This window comes from Roseomonas sp. KE2513 (assembly GCF_016107305.1).
GTDB lineage: Bacteria > Pseudomonadota > Alphaproteobacteria > Acetobacterales > Acetobacteraceae > Roseomonas.
In genome coordinates this window covers 27,122-43,934 of record NZ_RCVR01000017.1, presented here as the reverse complement: position 1 = coordinate 43,934, position 16,813 = coordinate 27,122, and the positions used below count along the sequence as shown (strand labels likewise).

Here is a 16,813-nt window from a genome sequence, read left to right as displayed (position 1 = left end):
CGGGCGGGCGGGCGGCGCAAGCCCGGGTGGTCAGCCGACGGGATTAGCCTCCGGCATGGCCAGCGCCCGTTCCAGGGCGCGGGCGCCGCGCAGGCAGAGGTCGTCCCTGCCCTGCGCCGCCACGATCTGCACGGCGCGCGGCATCCCTTCCTCGTCCAGCCCGGCCGGCAGGGCGATGGCGGGCTGGCGGGTCAGGTTCTGCGCGAAGGTCCAGGGCGCCCAGTCCCGCCACAGCGCCTCTGTGGGCTTGAGCGTCGGCTGATCGGCCGCGAAGGCCGCGGTCGGGGTGGCGGCCGTGAGAATGAGGTCGTAGCGGAGGTGGAAGCGGCCCATGGCGTGCGCTGCCTCCACCCGCAGCGCGTCGGCCGTCAGGAAGTCGATGGCGGGGAGGCCGCCTTCGCGCCGCGCCACCTCATCCAAACCGCCGTCGAGGTCGCCGCGCTTGCCCTCGGGCGTGCTGGCGACGAGCTTGGCCAGCGCCACGCCCCAGACGCGACCGAAGATCTGGCGGGTGTCCGGCAGTTCCGGATCGGCCTCCTCAACCAGCGCGCCCTCGGCGCGGAGGGTGTCGGCGGCGCGGGCGAGCGCGGCTTCCCCATCCGCGTCGAGCGGCGGCTCGTAGCCCCAGCGGCGGACGAGGGCGATCCGCATGCCGCGCACGCCGTCCTCGATGCCGACGCGCCACTCGCGGGGCTCGTCGGGTAGGCAGAGGGGGTCGCGGACATCGGCGCGGGCGATCGCGTTCAGCATCAGCGCGGCGTCGCGCACGCTACGCGCCATCGGCCCCGCGCAAGCAACGGCGGAGAAGGCGCCGTGCGGCCATTGGGGCACGCGCCCGTAGCTCGGCTTCATGCCGACGACGCCGCAATAGGCGGCGGGGATGCGGATCGAACCACCGGCATCGGTGCCAATGTGCAGCGCCCCGAACGCAGCCGCCGCCGCGGCCCCGGCGCCGGAGGAGGAGCCGCCGGTGGTGCGCTGGAAGTCCCAGGGATTTCGCGTGATGCCGTGCAGCGGGCAGTCGCCGGGGGTTTTCCAGCCGAACTCGGTGGTGGTGGTCTTGCCGATGATGACGGCGCCGGCCGCGCGCAGCCCCGTCACCGCCGGCGCGTCCTCGGTCTGCGGGCGGGGGTCGGTGGTGCGGCTGCCGCGGCGGGTGGGAAGGCCCACCATGTTCAGCAGGTCCTTCACCGTGCATGGCACGCCGTCCAGCACACCCATGGGGCGGCCGGCGGCCCAGCGCGCCTCGCTTTCACCAGCCTGGCGCAGAGCCTGGGGGTTCATGGTGGCAAAGGCGTTGATGGCGGGATTGTGCCGGGCCACCCGCTCCATCACCGCCTTAAGCGCCTCCACGGGGCTGAGGGCGCGGCGGGCGTAGAGGGCGAGCAGCGTTTCCGCGCTCATCAGCGCGGGATCGGTGGCGGTCATTCGTTACCCTAAGAAGATCCTGGCGGCAGGATGGACCCGCGGGGAGCGCGACGAAAGCGGGGGGCGTGGCGAAAGCCCGGCGCGGTCAGTGCCCCTGGCTCGCCATGCGGTCCCGCGTCGCGGCTACGAGGGAGCGGCCCATCTCCTCCAAACCGGCGACGGCGGCGATGCGCGGGGCGGCGCGGGCGGCCTCCTCGTCCGACAGCAGCAGGGCAACGAGGCCCGTCGCGCGGCAGAGGCCGACCATGAGGCTGTCCCGCGCCTCCGGGATATCGCCCTCCAGCAGCACGGCGCGCAGCCTCGCCCGCGCGGCCTCAGAAGGAGCGCGGTCGGCCTTAGGATGACGGACGTCGCGCAGGATGAGAAGGCGCCGCGCCTCCACCCGCCGCAGGGCGCCCCGGGCGACGAGGCGGTTCAGCAGCGCTGTGCGGAGTGCGGCGGCCCCGCCGGCGAGCTCCGCCATCCATTGCCCGCTGTCCTGCGGCGTCGGGCGCGCGGCGATGCGGGCCAGCACGGGGTCGAGCAGGGCATCACCCAGCGGGGCGGCATTGGCGACGAAAACGCGGTCGAGGTCGCTGTCCAGCCGCCCGGTGAGGGCCAGTTCCATCAGCACCGCGCCCGCGAGGGAAAGGTCCATCGCGGCCGCGGGCAGCTCCACCGGCCGCCCCGTCTCGTCGTCGAGACAGAGGAGGAGGACTTCCTCGGGGATGCTGACCGCGGCACTCATCGCTCGGGAGCATAACTCCCGTGGCCATGGATCAGGAAATGGTGATCCCCGCACCCCGCGCCACAGCCGTCCAGTTCGCGGCAAACTTCGCGATCATGGCCGTATAGGCCGCGCCCGTGAGCGGCGTCGCGGGAGTGTAGGAGGCGAGCTCGGCCATCTTCGCCTTGATCTCCGGCTGTCCGATGGTGGCCAGCACGGCCTCCTGCACCGCCTCCACGACGGCGGGCGGCAGGCCCTTGGGGCCGGAGATGCCGATCCAGGTGGTGGCCGTCAGGGCGGGCAGGCCGAGTTCCGCGAAGGTCGGGACCTCCGGCACCGCCGCCACCCGCGCGGCGGAGGAAACGGCAAGCGCCGTCACGCTCCCGTCGCGGATCATCGCGACATTGGTGGTCAGCGGGTCGAAGACGCTCTCGATATGGCCGGCGAACAGGTCCTGCATCGCCGGCGCGCTGCCCCGGTAAGGCACGTGGTCGAGCTTCGGCGCCCGCGCCTCGCGCGCCAGCACCTCGCCCATCAGGTGGGTGATGGAGCCAATGCCGGAGGAGCCGTAGCGCGCGCCGGGGCCGCGCGCCTTCTCGAGGAAGCCGGTGAGCGTTGAGGTGGGCGATCCCTTGTTCACCATCAGCACGTTCGCTGTGTCGCAGAGCATGGCGATGTGGGTGAAATCGTTCACGGGGTCGTATGGCAGGCTTGGGTAGATGCCGGGCGCGATGCCGTTCGGCGAGGCATGGCTGATGACCAGGGTGTGCCCATCCGGCGCGGACTTGGCCGCGGCGTCGGCGCCGATCGTGCCGCCGGCGCCCGGCCGGTTCTCCACCACGACCATCCCGCCCAACGCGCCGCCGATGCCGGGGGCGACGAGGCGGGCCACGACATCCGCCAAGCCGCCGGGCGGGAAGGTGGCGATAAGGCGGATCGGCTGGCGCGGGCGCCAGCTGGCTTGCGCCCGGACGATCGAGGGCAGGGCGAGTCCCGCGGCCGTGGCGGTGAGGAAGGCGCGGCGATGAAGCATGGGCGGTCCTCCGGCGGGGGCGCAGCGCCCCGTCCCGGACCGCTAAGCAAGCCGCGTACCGTTACGCCCGCACTGCCAGCGCCGCCGACCAGGGCGACATGACGTCGCTGATCCCTGTCGCCCCCTTCCCGTCGCGCAGGATGAGGTTCGGGCAGGCGAAGTTCACGGGCAGCACCGCGTGCTCCACCACCTCCAGCTCGCCGTCCTCGGCCAGGGCGCCGAGAATTTCAGCGGACAGACGCCGGTCCGCTGTAACCCGGTCGGGACCGGAGACGTCGATGCGCGGCATATGCGCGGCCCTCTCCGGCCCCATGCCGAAGTCGAGGGTGAAGGCGAGCATCTGCAGCACGCTCGCCAGGATGCGGCGACCGCCGGATGCGCCGGTCGCCATCACCGGGCTCGTGTCCTCGCCGGCGGGGCTGACAGTCACGGGGCTCATGTTGCAGAGCGGGCGCGCGCCCGGGCGGATGGCGTTGGCGCTGCCAGGCTGCGGGTCGAACCACATCATGCCGTTGTTCATCAGCACGCCCGTCCTCGGCAGCACCACGCGGCTGCCCATGGAGGAAAGGAGCGTGGTGGTGACCGAGACCATCATCCCGTCCCCGTCCGTCACGGTCAGGTGGGTGGTGCAGGTCTCCGCCGTCTCCTTCGCGGCGCCGAGGCCCGCAAGGCGCTCGGCATAGGCGCCGCGCATGGCACGCGCGAAGCCGCGGAACCAGTCCGCACCGGGCTCGCCGCCCGCCGGCAGTCGGTTCATCTCCGCGACCACAGCCGCCATCGTCGGGGCCGCGGTCAACCCGCCCGCAGTGTGCAGGGTGTGGGTGTCGCGCCAAGCAATCGGAGTCGAGGCGCGAACGGCGGCGCGGCAGCCCGCCAGATCAGCCGCATCGACCACCCCGCCAAGCGACGCGATGTCCGCCGCGAGATCCGCCGCAACCCCCCCTTCGTAGAAGTCGCGCAGCCCACGGTCGCGCAGCCGCACCAGCGTCTCGGCGAGGCGGCCGAGCGGGAAGAAGCCAGGCTCCCCCTGGTAAGGCGGGTTGGGCGGCAGCCCGTCCGGTAGGTAGATGCGCGCGCTCTCCTCATAGAGCCGCAGCACACGGGCGGAGGATGAGACCTTCAGCAGCGTGAACCAGTCCTGCGGGAGCCCGCGCTGCGCGAGGGCGATGGCCGGGCCGAGCAGCCGGTCCAGCCCCATCCCCGTGCCGAAGCGCTCCCGCAGCAGGTCGTAGCCGGCGACGGAGGAGGGAATGACGAAGGAGAGCGGGCCGTGGATGTTCACGTCCCCCACCACCTCCGGCCAGGCGAAGAGGTCCTGCTTCCACCTTCCCGTCAGCGGATAGGCCGAGGGATCGACGCGCGCCGAGGCCACCGGGCCGAAATCCACCACCTGTGGGGCTGCGCCCGGCTTGTGGACGATGGCGAAGCCGATGCCGCCCAGCCCGCTGTTCCAGGGCTCCACCGCAGCCAGGGCGAAGGCAGCAGCCACCGCCGCGTCCGCTGCGTTGCCACCGGCCTCCAGCACCGCCACCCCTGCCTCGGCCGCGGCGCGCGACTGGGAGACGACCACGCCGCCGCTGCCCGAGGCCGCGGGCTTGGTCAATGCCCAGTGCTGGCTCGTGTGCGGTGGCGGCAGGTAGGCGGAGAGGTCGGGCATCGGTCACCTGGGGCGAGTGTCGGGGCGGGAGGGTCGCGCCCCAACGGCGCGGCGGCAAGGCCCCGGTCCCGCCCGGTTTGCAGGGCCGCACGCGTGGCTTTATCTGGCGTGTGTAATCCACAGGAGGACGCCGCGTGTCCGAAACAGCCCAGGGTATGGAGGTCGCCCCCGCCCTCCGCCGCTTCATCGAGGAGGAGGCCCTTCCTGGCACCGGGGTGGAGGCCGGGGCCTTCTGGGCCGCGATGGAGGCCACGCTGCGCGGCCTGGGTCCGAGGAATGCCGGCCTTCTGGGCGACCGCGACCGCCTGCAGGAGCGGCTGGACGAGTGGCACCGTGCCAATCCCTCCCGCCCGGTGGATGCGGAGGCCTACGAGGCCTTCCTGCGCGGCATCGGCTACCTTGTGGAGCCGCTGGCGCCCTTCCAGGTGACGACCGAGAACGTGGACGACGAGATCGCGCGCCTCGCCGGCCCTCAGCTCGTCGTGCCCGTCAACAACGCGCGCTACGCCCTGAACGCCGCCAACGCGCGCTGGGGCAGCCTGTACGACGCGCTCTACGGCACCGACGCTATCCCGCAGGAGGGCCCCAAGGCCCGCGGCTTCGACCAGAAGCGCGGCGCCGCCGTCATCGCCCGCGCCCGCGGCGTGCTGGACGATGCCGCGCCCCTCGCGGAGGGCAGCCACGCCGATGCCGCCGCCTACCGCGTGGAAGCCGGCAAACTGGGTGTGCTGCTGAACAGCGGCAGCACCACGGGGCTGCGCGATCCTTCGCAGTTCCGCGGCTACAACGGCGCGGCGGATGAGCCGAGCGCGATCCTGCTCGCGCGCAACGGCCTGCACCTTGAGATCGTGATCGACCGCAACCACCCGATCGGCGCGACCGACAAGGCGGGCGTTGCGGACCTGCTTCTCGAGGCGGCCCTCTCCACCATCATGGACGCCGAGGACTCGGTCGCGGCCGTCGATGCCGAGGACAAGGTCGGCGTCTACCGCAACTGGCTTGGCCTCATGCGCGGCGACCTCTCCGCCAGCTTCGAGAAGGGCGGCGAGACGCTGGAGCGGCGCCTCAACCCCGACCGCACCTATAAGTCGCCGGATGGCGGCGAGCTGGTGCTGCGCGGCCGCTCCCTCATGCTGATCCGCAATGTCGGCCACCACATGATGACCGATGCGGTGAAGCTCGACGGTGCGGAGACGGCGGAGACGATCCTCGACGCCTATGTCACCTCGCTGATCGCGCTGCACGACCTGCGCGGCAAGCGGATGAACAGCGCCGCCGGCAGTGTCTACATCGTGAAGCCGAAGATGCACGGGCCGGCCGAGGTGGCCTGGGCCGTGGCGCTGTTTGGCGAGGTGGAGGACGCGCTCGGCCTTCCCCGCAACACGCTGAAGATGGGCATCATGGACGAGGAGCGGCGCACGACGCTCAACCTTGCCAACTGCATCGCCGCCGCGAAAGAGCGGGTGTTCTTCATCAACACCGGCTTCCTCGACCGCACGGGGGACGAGATCCACACCTCGATGGAGGCCGGCGCCGTCGTTCGCAAGAACGACATGCGCAAGGCCCCGTGGATCGCGGCCTATGAGGACAACAACGTCGATGTCGGTCTCGCCTGCGGGCTGCGTGGGCACGCGCAGATCGGCAAGGGCATGTGGGCCGCGCCGGACGCCATGGCCTCGATGCTGGAGCAGAAGGTCGGACACCCGCGGGCGGGCGCGAGCACGGCCTGGGTCCCCTCCCCCACCGCCGCCACGCTGCACGCGATGCACTACCACCAAGTGGACGTGGCCGCGCGGCAGGCGGAGCTGGCGGCGGGCGGGAAGCGCGCAAAGCTTTCCGACCTGCTGACCATCCCGCTGGCCGAGAACACGAACTGGGCGCCCGAGGACATCCAGGCGGAGCTCGACAACAACGCCCAGGGCATCCTCGGCTACGTCGTGCGCTGGATCGACCAGGGCGTCGGCTGCTCCAAGGTGCCGGACATCCACGATGTCGGGCTGATGGAGGACCGCGCGACGCTCCGCATCTCCGCCCAGCACATCGCCAACTGGCTGCGCCACGAGATCGTGGACCGCGCCCAGGTGGAGGAGACGATGCGGCGGATGGCGAAGGTGGTGGACGGCCAGAATGCCGGCGACCCCGCCTATCGGCCCATGGCGCCGGACTACAACGGCGTGGCCTTCAAGGCGGCCTGCGACCTCGTCTTCGAGGGCGCCACGCAGCCGAACGGCTACACCGAGTTCATCCTGACCCGCCGCCGCCGCGAGGCGAAGGCGGGGTAAAGGATCAGGCCTTGAGGGACGCTCGCTCCCTCAAGGCCGCGACCTCGGAGCGCAGCGCCGCGATCTCCTCCATCACAGGGTCCACCTGGCCCGGCGCGATGCCGTAGCCCGCCGTGGGATCCTTGCAGGGCTGGCCGGGCCGACGGGCGGGGATACCAACGACCGTGACGCCGTCCGGCACCGGATCCACGCAGACAGCATTGGCGCCCACGCGCGCACCACGGCCGATGGTGATGGGGCCCAGCACCTGGGCACCGGCGCCGATCACCACGTTGTCCAGCAGGGTCGGGTGGCGCTTGCCGGGCCGGGTGGTCAGACCACCGAGCGTGACGCCATGGTAGATGAGCACGTCGTCGCCGATCTCCGCGGTCTCGCCGATCACCACGCCCATCCCGTGGTCGATGAAAAGCCGCCGGCCGATCCGCGCGCCCGGATGGATTTCGATGCCCGTGAGGAACCGCCCAAGATGCGAGACGCAGCGCGCGGGCGCCCGGAACCCCGCGCGCCAGAGGCGATGCGCCAGTCGGTGCCAGATTACGGCGTGCAGCCCGGCGTAGCAGAGGAAGGACTCCGCCACGGTCGGCCGCGCCGGGTCGCGCAGGCGAATGCTGCGCGCGATCTCAGCTGCTTCCCGAATCATGCCAGCCAGGGCGGGACAGGCAGCCCGCGTTCCCGGAGGAATTCTGGGTTGAACAGCTTCGACTGGTAGCGCGCGCCGCTGTCGCAGAGGATGGTCGCGATGGTGTGCCCCGGGCCCATCTGTCGGGCCAGCGCGATCGCCGCCGCGACGTTCAGCCCCGCCGAGCCGCCGACGCTCAGCCCTTCCTCCGAGAGAAGGCGGAAGCACTGCTCCAGCGCCTCGGGATCGGAGATGCGGAGCGCGTCGTCGATGAGCGCGCCCTCGAGGTTGCCGGGAACCTTGCTGCCCTGGCCGATGCCCTCGGTGACCGAGTTCCCCTCAGCCGAGACGGTGCCGGTCTTCACCCAGGAGAACAGGCCGGAACCATGCGGGTCCGCGAGCACGATCCGCACATCGGGCTTGCGCGCCTTCAGCGCCCGGGACGTGCCGGCCAGCGTGCCGCCCGTCCCGCAGGCGCAGGTGAAGGCGTCGATTCTGCCGCTTGTCTGCTCCCAGATCTCGGGCCCGGTCGTCGCCTCGTGGGCTGCGGCATTCGCCTTGTTGTCGAACTGGTTTGCCCAGACCGCGCCCATCTCCTCCGCGAGGCGGCGGGAGGTGTTCACGTAGTGGCCGGGGTCGCTCAGCGGCTTCGGCGGCACCAGCCGCACGTCGGCGCCGATCATGCGCAGAAAGTCGATCTTCTCCCGGCTCTGCGTCTCCGGCACGACGATGACTGACTTCCAGCCGCGCGCGTTGGCGGCCAGCGCCACGCCGATGCCGGTGTTCCCCGCCGTTCCCTCCACGATCGTGCCGGGCTGGAAGGGAGTGAGGAGGCCGCGGTCAACGGCCTCCTGCAGGATGCCCAGGGCAGCGCGGTCCTTCACGCTGCCGCCGGGGTTCATGAACTCCGCCTTGCCGAAGATCTCGCACCCCGTCTCCTCGGAAGCGCGGCGCAGGCGGATGAGGGGCGTGTTGCCCACTGCCCCCCAAAAGTCGGGTGCGACGCCGGTCATGCCGGACCCTGTCCCGCTCTCAGGTCCACTCCAGGTGATCGACCCAACGCAGATAAGGCTTCTCCGTCTTGAAGCCCTGCGGGAAATGCTTCTTCGCCTCCTCGTCCGAGAGGCTGGCGGCGACGATGGTGCGGTCGCCGGGCTTCCAGTTCACGGGCGTGGCGACCTTGTGCTTGTCCGTGAGCTGCAGGCTGTCCACCACGCGCAGCACCTCGTCGAAGTTGCGGCCGGCGCTTGGCGGATAGATCAGCATGAGGCGGATCTTCTTGTTCGGGTCGATGACGAAGACGGTCCGCACTGTCACCGACGCGTCGGCCTCCGGGTGGATCATCCCGTAGAGGTTCGCGACCTTCTTGTCGGGATCCGCGATCATTGGGAAGTTGACCGCGGCGCCCTGCGTCTCCTCGATGTCGGTGCTCCAGCCGTGGTGCTGTTCCACGGTATCGACGGAGAGGCCGATAATCTTGACGCCGCGGCGGTCAAATTCAGGCTTCAGCTTAGCGGCATAGCCGAGCTCGGTCGTGCAAACGGGCGTGTAGTTCTTAGGATGGCTGAAGATCACTCCCCAGGAATTGCCGAGCCACTCATGGAAGCGGATGCGGCCCTCGGTGGTGTCTGCCTCGAAGTCGGGGGCGATTTGCCCAAGTTGAAGTGTCATGTGACATCCTCCTCTTCGTCCGGCCGAATTCCACGACGCTAACACGCAGCTTCGGGCTATTCCACCCGCGCAAGCCGTGCAGCTGCAGCCACACCAAGCCATGTCGGCAGTCAGCACGTCCGTTCCAAGGGCGGGGCTCCGGTGCTGCGAAGCCAATGCCGGGGAACGTCCCTCTCCCTAGCTGTAGCGGGCGATGCCCAGGTCCGAGACGTCGATCTCCGGCGCGCGGCCCGAAACGATATCTGCCAACACCCGCCCCGAGCCGCAGGCCATGGTCCAGCCGAGCGTGCCGTGCCCGGTGTTCGTATAGAGGTTCGCCAGGGGCGTCTTTCCGATGATCGGCGTGCCATCGGGCGTCATGGGGCGCAGGCCGGTCCAGAACTGAGCGGCGGCGATGTCGCCTCCCTCGGGGAAAAGGTCGCGCACGGAGTGCTCCAGCGTTTCCCGCCGGGGCACGCGGAGGCTCTTGCTGAAGCCCGCGATCTCCGCCGTGCCGCCCACCCGGATTCGGGTGCCAAGGCGCGTGATGGCGATCTTGTAGGTCTCATCCATCACAGTGGAGACGGGCGCGGCCGCCTCCTCCGTTACCGGGAGGGTCAGAGAGTAGCCCTTGATCGGGTAGACCGGCAGGCGGAGCCCCAGAGGCCGCAGCACGGCCGGGGTGTGGCTGCCGAGCGCGGCCACGTAGGCGTCGGCGCTGAAATCGCCGTGGTCTGTCTCCACCGCCATCACGCGGCCGCCCTCTGGCCGGATGCCCGCGATGCTCACACCGAGGTGGAAGTTGACGCCCGCCTCCCGCGCCAGCTCCGCTAGCCGCTGGGTAAAGAGAAAGGCGTCCCCCGTTTCATCCTGCGGCAGGCGCAACCCGCCGACGAAGCGGTCCCGCACCCGCGCGAGCGCCGGCTCGGCCGCGATGCAGCCTGCGGGGTCCAGCAGCTCCCAGGGCACGCCGTACTCGTCCAGCACAGCCGTGTCGCCGCCGACATGGTCGAGCTGCGCCTGGGTGCGAAAGAGCTGCACAGTGCCGCGCGCGCGGTGGTCGAACTCGATGCCCGTGGAGGCTCGCAGCTCCGCCAGGGCAAGGCGGCTGTACTCGGCCACCCGCACCATCCGCCCCTTGTTCCGATGGTAGGCGCGCTCTGTACAGTTCGCGGCCATGCGGGCGAGCCAAGTGAGCATTTCCCAATCAGGGCGCGGCCAGAAGACGAAGGGGCGGTGGTGCATCAGCAGCCACTTCACCGCCTTCATCGGCACGCCCGGCCCGGCCCAGGGCGAGGAATAGCCGTAAGAGAGCTGGCCGGCATTGGCGAAGCTTGTCTCGCGGCCCGCGCCCTCCTGGCGGTCGATCACCACCACCTCGTGCCCCGCCTGCGCCAGGTACCAGGCGCTGGTGACGCCGATCACGCCGCTGCCGAGGACGAGGACCTTCATGTCAACCTCCGGGGCGGGATGCCCGGGAGGGAGCTTGGGGCATTTGCCGGGGAAGGCAACCGCGGGCGACCCAGCGGCGCCCGCCGCGCGTTCACGCCGCCGAGGAGCGGCGCCGCGCCTTCCAGAGGCGTAGGGCAACCTCGGCGAGGCCGCGCCAGGGGCGGGGGGCAACACGCTCCCCATGCGTTCCGGGTGGCCCATCGGCCGCACTGCCCAGGCGGCGAAGCACGCCCGCCAGCGGCGGCCCTTCGACGCCGTGCAGGAGGACGCGCGAGCCATCGGGTGACCAGGACTTCGCCCCGCGGCGGTAGAGCCGCACCGCACCACCACTTCCCGGTTCGACTCGCACCCGGTGGTAGTCGGCGCCCACGGTTACGTCGACGATTTCCCGGATGGCTGCCAGGAGGCGGGCGTCAGGCCTCTCTTCCGGCTCCAGCTCCAGCACCCATTCGCCGAGCGCGGCGTCGAGGCCGGCGCGCTTGCGATCCCCCTCCGTCGCCCAGGCACCCTCCACGACCACCGCGCCCAGGCGGCTCGCGGTCCGGACCGTGCCGTCGGTGGAGCGGTCGGCAACGAGGATTACCTCGTCGGCGAAAGGCAGCGCGGAGAGGAGGGACTCGATCCGGCCGGCCTCGTTGCCGACGCAGAGAAGCACCGAGAGCCGCGGAAGACCGGCCGCGCTGGGCGAGATGCGGGGCTCGAGGGTCGATACATCCGCGGGAGCCATGAGGCAGGCCTCCTCGCCGCATCAGATCGCGGCTTTGGGAGGGGTCTACATGGCCAAGCTTACACCGTTCTTTCACCCTTCACGGATGCGCGGTGTAGGAAGCCGGCAGGTGGCGAAGCCGAATGGTAGCGGGAACCGGACTTGAACCGGTGACCCCGGCATTATGAGTGCCGTGCTCTAACCAGCTGAGCTACCCCGCCAGAGCGTGCCACCTGCCGGGGTCGCGGAACTATGCCGCCGGCGCCGAACTGTCAACCGGATCCGGTGCCGTTGCGCGCCGGGATGCGCGGATGAAGCCGCCGCCGAGCACGCGATCCCCGTCATAGAGGACGCAGCCCTGGCCGGGTGCGGAGATGACGGGTTGCTCGGGCCGCACGACGAGGGTGCCACCCTCGGCGTTCCATGCAGCCGTGACGGGCTGCGGCACCTCCCGTGCACGGAACTTGGCCGTGGCCGCAAAGGGTGTGGCGGGCGGGTCGATGAACCAATTCACCTCGCCGACGGGCACCTCGGGCACGGGAATGGCGGCGGCGGGCGCGACGACCACACGGCCGCGGGCGGCATCGAGGGCGGCGACCCGGAGGCCGGCGGCGCCGGGCAGACCGAGGCCGCGCGCCTGACCCACGGTGTAGCGGGCGAGTCCCGCGTGGCGGCCGAGCACGCGCCCTGCCTCGTCCACGATCTCCCCGCTCTCCGCCGCCTCCGGACGCAGCTTGGTGACGAGGTCGTGGTAGCGGCCCTCGGGGACGAAGCAGATGTCCTGGCTGTCCGGCTTCTCCGCGACGGCGAGGCCGAGCCGCACCGCCTCCCGCCGCACCGCCGCCTTGTCCGGCATGTCGCCGAGGGGGAAGCGGGCGAAGGCGAGTTGTTCGCGCGTGGTGGCGAAGAGGAAGTAGGACTGGTCGCGCGCGGGATCGGCCGCGCGGTGCAGCTCCGGACCCGCTGCCCCGTCGATGCGGCGGGCGTAATGGCCGGTCGCCAGCGCCTCGCAGCCGAGGTCGCGCGCGAGGGCCACCAGGTCCTGGAACTTTACTGTCTGGTTGCAGCGGACGCAGGGGATAGGCGTCTCGCCGCGCGCGTAGCTGCCCGCGAAATCTTCGATCACCGCGGCCCGGAAGCGGCTCTCGCGGTCCAGCACATAGTGGGGAATGCCCAGGCGATCGGCCACGTCGCGCGCATCGTGGATGTCCTGGCCCGCGCAACAGGCGCCCTTCTTCTGGACCGCCGCGCCGTGGTCGTAGAGCTGGAGCGTGGCGCCAATGACCTCGTGCTGCGCCTCCGCCAGCAGACCGGCGACGACGCTGCTGTCCACGCCGCCGGACATGGCGACGAGGATTCTCACAGCTTCGCCTCCCCAAGGACGACGAGGATCCTCATGCCGCGTTCAGCCCCATCTGCCAGAAATCAGCCTCCAGGCGCGATGCCTCGGCAAAGACCCGCGTCAGCGAAGCGATCCGCGCTGCCCCGCCATGCGTCTCGCCCAGCGCGTCCAGCCGCTCGGCCGCGCCGCGCGCCACCGCCTGGTAGTCGGGACTGGCGTACTGGACGATCCAGTTCTCGTAAGGGTTCCCCTCGCGGCGGCGGCCGGGGTGCGCCTCAATGCGCTGGGCCACCTCGCCATAGCCCACCGTGCAGGGGGCCAACGCGACCTCAAGGTCGAGGATATCGCCCCGGAAGCCCTGGTCCATCACCCAGCGGGTGTAGCCGACCGTCTCCGGCGCCTCCGGCTCGGCCAGCACCGCCGCCTCGTCGATGCCCCATTCGCGGCAGTAGACGAGGTGCAGCTTCGTTTCGTCGAGGATGGCCTGCACGACCGCGCCCTTGGCCCGCATCGCCTCCAGGCTCTCGCCCTTCACGATCGCCAGGGCCTGGGCGCGGGCGAACTGCACAAGGAAGAGATAGTCCTGCACGAGGTAGCGCCGGAAGGCGGCCAGCGGCAGCGTGCCCTCGGCCAGGCCCTGCACGAAGGGGTGCCAGCAATAGGCATCCCATTCCCGCGCGGCACCCGAGCGCAGGGCGCGGAACAGCCCGCCCTCGCGGCCGTAGGGCGCGGGAGGCGTCATCCCGCGTTGCGGCTGCCGGCGGGCAGCTTCACCACCAGCCCGTCCAGCTTCTGCGTCATGATGAGCTGGCAGCCCAGCCGGCTCGTCTCCTGCAGGTCGAAGGCGAGGTCGAGCATGTCCTCCTCATCCTCGGTCGGGCTCTCCAGCTTGTTGAACCAGTCCGCGTCCACGATGACGTGGCAGGTGGAGCAGGCGAGGCTGCCCTCGCAGGCGCCCTCGATGTCCACGTTGTGCTTGTGCGCGATCTCGAGCACCGAGAGCCCGAGCGGGGCCTCCACCTCGCGGCGCGTTCCGTCACGCTCGACGAAGGTCATCTTGGGCATCGCTCTCTCCTAACCGGTGCGGCGGCCCGGGGCGCTCATTCCGCCGCCGCGCGCTGCCGCACCCCGTTCCAGGCCCGCGACAGCTCGGCTGCCGCCCGGTCCACCTCGGCGGGCGAGGTAAAGCGGCCAATGCCGATCCGCAAGGTCGCGCGTGCCTCCGACTCCGGCAGGCCGAGGGCGCGCAGGACGTAGGAAGGCTCGATGCTCGCCGAGGAGCAGGCACTGCCGGTGGAGACGCAGACGCCCGGTGCCGCCGCCATCACCGCCTGGGCATCCACCCCGCCGGGCAGGGTAAGATTGAGGTTCCCGGCCACGCGGCTCGTGCGCGAGCCGTTCACGCGCAGGCCCGGGATGCCCGCCTCCATCGCCGCAAGGAAGCGGTCCCGCTGGCCGGCGATGCGACCCTCGTCGAGCGCCATCTCCAGCCGCGCGATGCGCGCCGCCTCCCCGAAACCGACGGCGAGGGGCGCCGGGAGGGTGCCGGAACGCAGCCCCCGCTCCTGCCCGCCACCGGAGAGGAGCGGCGCGAGGCGCACCCGCGGCCGCCGACGGACATAGAGGGCGCCGATTCCCTTGGGTCCGTAGATCTTGTGGGCGGAGAGGGAGAGGAGGTCGATCCCCCTGCCGCCCACATCGAGCGGGATGCGCCCGGCCGCCTGGGCGGCATCCGTGTGGAAGAGCGCGCCCGCCGCATGGGCGATTTCCGCAAGGGCGGCGATGTCCTGAACGACACCCGTCTCATTGTTCACGGCCATGACGCTGACAAGCAGCGTAGGGACCGAGAGGGCCTCCCGTAGGGCCTCCGGATCCAGCAGCCCGTCGGGGCGCACCGGCAGCACCAAGGGCTCGAAGCCCTCCGCCGCGAGGTCGCTGACGCTCTCGAGAACGCATTTGTGCTCGGTCGCTACCGTGACGATCCGGCGGCGCTCCGCCCCCTGGGAGGCGGCGAAGCGGGCCGCGCCCTTGATGGCAAGGTTGTTCGACTCCGTCGCGCCGGAGGTGAGGACGACCTCCCGCGCCTCCGCCCCGATGAGGGCCGCGATTTGGGCGCGGGCCTCCTCGACCGCCGCCTCGGCCTCGCGGCCGAGCGCGTGCTCGATGCTCGCCGGATTGGCGAAATTCGTCTCCCACCAGGGGCGCATCGCGGCGATCACGCGCGGATCAGCCGGCGTGGTCGCGTGGTTGTCGAGATAGGCGGGGCGGTTCGCGGCTTCCCTCATGGCACCAAGATGGGCGATTGGGCGGGCGGGGACGAGGCCCGGCGGGCGCGGATCAGCCCACCGCCCGGAGCGCGCCGTTCGGCACTCTCCCCCGAAGCCGCTCCAGCACGGCTCTGCAGGCGGCGGCGAAGCGCGCCGGGGCGTCGTCGGGCGCATTCCATGGAAGGGAGACGCGGATGGCCTGCCCCGCCCCCTCCCCCAGCCCCATGGCCGTGAGCACCGGGCTGCGCGAGACCTTGCCCGAGGAGCAAGCGGCGCCGGCGGAGACTCGGACGCCTTCGAGGTCGAGGGCAATGACGGCGGTCTCCGCCGTAATGCCGGGGAGGACGAGGCAGGTCGTGTTGGGCAGGCGCGCCGCCCCCTCCCCCGCGACCGGCAGGCCAAGCGCCGCCTCGATCCCATCGCGCAGCGCGGCCAGCCGAAGGGCGGTCGCCGGCTCGGCCGCCATGGCCGCGGCGCCCAGGCCGGCGATGGCGGGCAGTGCCTCCGTGCCACCACGCCGCCCTCGTTCCTGCCCGCCGCCGGCGATGAGCGGCTGGAGGTCGAGCCCCGGGCGGAGCAGCAGCGCCCCCGCGCCCTTGGGCCCGCCGAGCTTATGGCCGGAAACGGCCATGCTCTCCGCCCCGCTCCCGGAGAAGGCCAGCGGGATCCGGCCCGCTGCCTGAACGGCGTCGAGGTGCAGCAAGGCACCGTGGCGGCGGCAGAGGGCAGCGGCCTCCACGACCGGGTGGATCACCCCTGTCTCGTTGTTCGCCACCATGAGGCAGACGAGCGCCGGGCCGCCCTCCCCTAGCGCCCGGTCGAGCGCGGCGAGGTCGAGTGTGCCGTTGGGCAGCACGGGGAGAACCCCGGCGCCATCCGAGGCGCGGAGCACGGCCGGGTGCTCGGTCGCGCCCGCCAGGACGCGCCGGCCCCGGCGGAGCGAGGCGATGGCGAGCGCGTTCGCCTCCGTGCCGCCGGAGGTGAAGACCACGTCCCGCGCCGCGCCCCCGAAGCGGGCGGCGACGCGGGCGCGCGCCTCCTCCAGCACCCGCCGTGCGGCGCGGCCCTCCGCATGGACGGAGGAGGGATTGCCCACCAGTTCCATCGCCGCCAGGGCCGCCTCCCGCGCCTCGGGGCGCAGCGGCTCCGTCGCGTTGGCGTCGAGGTAGAGGGGCATCATTCCTCCCCGGAGAGCGCCGCCCCGCCGGGCACCGGCACGGCGCGGCCCATGGTCCGGCCGTCCACCACGTCCTGCAACGAGATGGCGGAGAGGAAGAGGCGGACCTGCTCCCCCAGCTCGCGCCAGAGGTCGCGCTGGTCGGACGGCATGTCCGGCATGTCCGCCCCCTCAGGCCCGCTGGCGATGGTGTCGTCCACCGCCTCGACGATCTCGGCGATGGTGATGGCAACGGCCGGCCGGCCCAGCCGGTAGCCGCCACCGGGGCCACGGGCCGAGCGGACCAGCCCCGCTCGCCGGAGTCGTCCGAAGAGCTGCTCAAGATAGGCGACCGAGAGCATCTGCGCCTGCGCGATCTCCGCAAGCGTCATCGGCGCCTCCTTGGCCCCACCCGGGCCGCGCCGCGCCATCTCGGTCAGTGCCATCACGGCATAGCGACCACGGGTGGAAAGCCGCATCTCAGCCCCGCAGCCCCGCCGTTGTGGCGGGGGCAG

General features: G+C 71.6%; 16 protein-coding genes and 1 tRNA gene. 1 reads left to right on the top strand and 16 read right to left on the bottom strand.

What is annotated here, in order from left to right; translation table 11 throughout:
- Positions 1–30 precede the first annotated feature (30 nt).
- The 4 genes from D9599_RS17410 to D9599_RS17395 form a co-directional block, all read right to left on the bottom strand.
- Positions 31–1,428, bottom strand: a complete 1,398-nt coding sequence (locus D9599_RS17410) for an amidase (RefSeq protein WP_198382549.1) — start codon at positions 1,426–1,428, stop codon at positions 31–33.
- Between the two features lie 85 nt (positions 1,429–1,513).
- Positions 1,514–2,155 (bottom strand): GPP34 family phosphoprotein, encoded by a 642-nt coding sequence (locus D9599_RS17405; protein ID WP_198382548.1) that lies wholly within the window; start codon positions 2,153–2,155, stop codon positions 1,514–1,516.
- Between the two features lie 31 nt (positions 2,156–2,186).
- A complete protein-coding gene (locus D9599_RS17400) occupies positions 2,187–3,167 on the bottom strand; it encodes a tripartite tricarboxylate transporter substrate binding protein (RefSeq protein ID WP_198382547.1) in 981 nt (326 codons plus the stop codon).
- A 61-nt stretch (positions 3,168–3,228) separates the two neighbouring features.
- Positions 3,229–4,824: a gamma-glutamyltransferase gene (locus D9599_RS17395; RefSeq protein WP_232480621.1), complete on the bottom strand. Its 1,596-nt coding sequence runs from the start codon at positions 4,822–4,824 to the stop codon at positions 3,229–3,231.
- 155 nt (positions 4,825–4,979) lie between these two features.
- Here D9599_RS17395 and D9599_RS17390 point away from each other — a divergent pair, with 155 nt between their 5' ends.
- Positions 4,980–7,106, top strand: coding sequence for a malate synthase G (locus D9599_RS17390; RefSeq protein WP_198382624.1), 2,127 nt, complete (start codon positions 4,980–4,982; stop codon positions 7,104–7,106).
- A gap of 4 nt (positions 7,107–7,110) precedes the next feature.
- Here the strand turns inward: D9599_RS17390 and cysE are convergent, their stop codons facing one another.
- The 12 genes from cysE to D9599_RS17330 all read right to left on the bottom strand — a co-directional run bounded on the left by cysE (position 7,111) and on the right by D9599_RS17330 (position 16,777).
- Positions 7,111–7,746, bottom strand: a complete 636-nt coding sequence (gene cysE, locus D9599_RS17385; protein WP_198382546.1) for a serine O-acetyltransferase — start codon at positions 7,744–7,746, stop codon at positions 7,111–7,113.
- Positions 7,743–8,738, bottom strand: a complete 996-nt coding sequence (locus D9599_RS17380) for a cysteine synthase A (protein WP_198382545.1) — start codon at positions 8,736–8,738, stop codon at positions 7,743–7,745. Before D9599_RS17380 ends, cysE begins: the two co-directional genes overlap by 4 nt.
- Before the next feature lie 19 nt (positions 8,739–8,757).
- Positions 8,758–9,396 carry a peroxiredoxin gene (locus D9599_RS17375; protein WP_198382544.1) on the bottom strand — a complete coding sequence of 213 codons (639 nt, stop codon included), beginning with the start codon at positions 9,394–9,396 and terminating at the stop codon, positions 8,758–8,760.
- Positions 9,397–9,573: 177 nt separating this feature from the next.
- Positions 9,574–10,827 (bottom strand): D-amino acid dehydrogenase, encoded by a 1,254-nt coding sequence (locus tag D9599_RS17370; protein ID WP_198382543.1) that lies wholly within the window; start codon positions 10,825–10,827, stop codon positions 9,574–9,576.
- Positions 10,828–10,918: 91 nt separating this feature from the next.
- Positions 10,919–11,554 (bottom strand): hypothetical protein, encoded by a 636-nt coding sequence (locus tag D9599_RS17365; protein WP_198382542.1) that lies wholly within the window; start codon positions 11,552–11,554, stop codon positions 10,919–10,921.
- A gap of 123 nt (positions 11,555–11,677) precedes the next feature.
- Positions 11,678–11,754, bottom strand: a tRNA-Met gene (locus D9599_RS17360).
- Positions 11,755–11,783: 29 nt separating this feature from the next.
- On the bottom strand, positions 11,784–12,896 hold the full coding sequence (mnmA, locus tag D9599_RS17355) for a tRNA 2-thiouridine(34) synthase MnmA (RefSeq protein ID WP_198382541.1): 1,113 nt from the start codon (positions 12,894–12,896) through the stop codon (positions 11,784–11,786).
- A gap of 31 nt (positions 12,897–12,927) precedes the next feature.
- Positions 12,928–13,617, bottom strand: a complete 690-nt coding sequence (gene tenA, locus D9599_RS17350) for a thiaminase II (protein WP_198382540.1) — start codon at positions 13,615–13,617, stop codon at positions 12,928–12,930.
- Positions 13,614–13,940: a ferredoxin family 2Fe-2S iron-sulfur cluster binding protein gene (locus D9599_RS17345; RefSeq protein ID WP_198382539.1), complete on the bottom strand. Its 327-nt coding sequence runs from the start codon at positions 13,938–13,940 to the stop codon at positions 13,614–13,616. Before D9599_RS17345 ends, tenA begins: the two co-directional genes overlap by 4 nt.
- A 35-nt stretch (positions 13,941–13,975) precedes the next feature.
- Positions 13,976–15,160 carry a cysteine desulfurase family protein gene (locus tag D9599_RS17340; protein ID WP_198382538.1) on the bottom strand — a complete coding sequence of 395 codons (1,185 nt, stop codon included), beginning with the start codon at positions 15,158–15,160 and terminating at the stop codon, positions 13,976–13,978.
- Positions 15,161–15,212: 52 nt separating this feature from the next.
- Positions 15,213–16,322, bottom strand: a complete 1,110-nt coding sequence (locus D9599_RS17335) for a cysteine desulfurase family protein (RefSeq protein ID WP_198382537.1) — start codon at positions 16,320–16,322, stop codon at positions 15,213–15,215.
- On the bottom strand, positions 16,319–16,777 hold the full coding sequence (locus tag D9599_RS17330) for an Rrf2 family transcriptional regulator (protein WP_198382536.1): 459 nt from the start codon (positions 16,775–16,777) through the stop codon (positions 16,319–16,321). Before D9599_RS17330 ends, D9599_RS17335 begins: the two co-directional genes overlap by 4 nt.
- Positions 16,778–16,813: the final 36 nt, after the last annotated feature.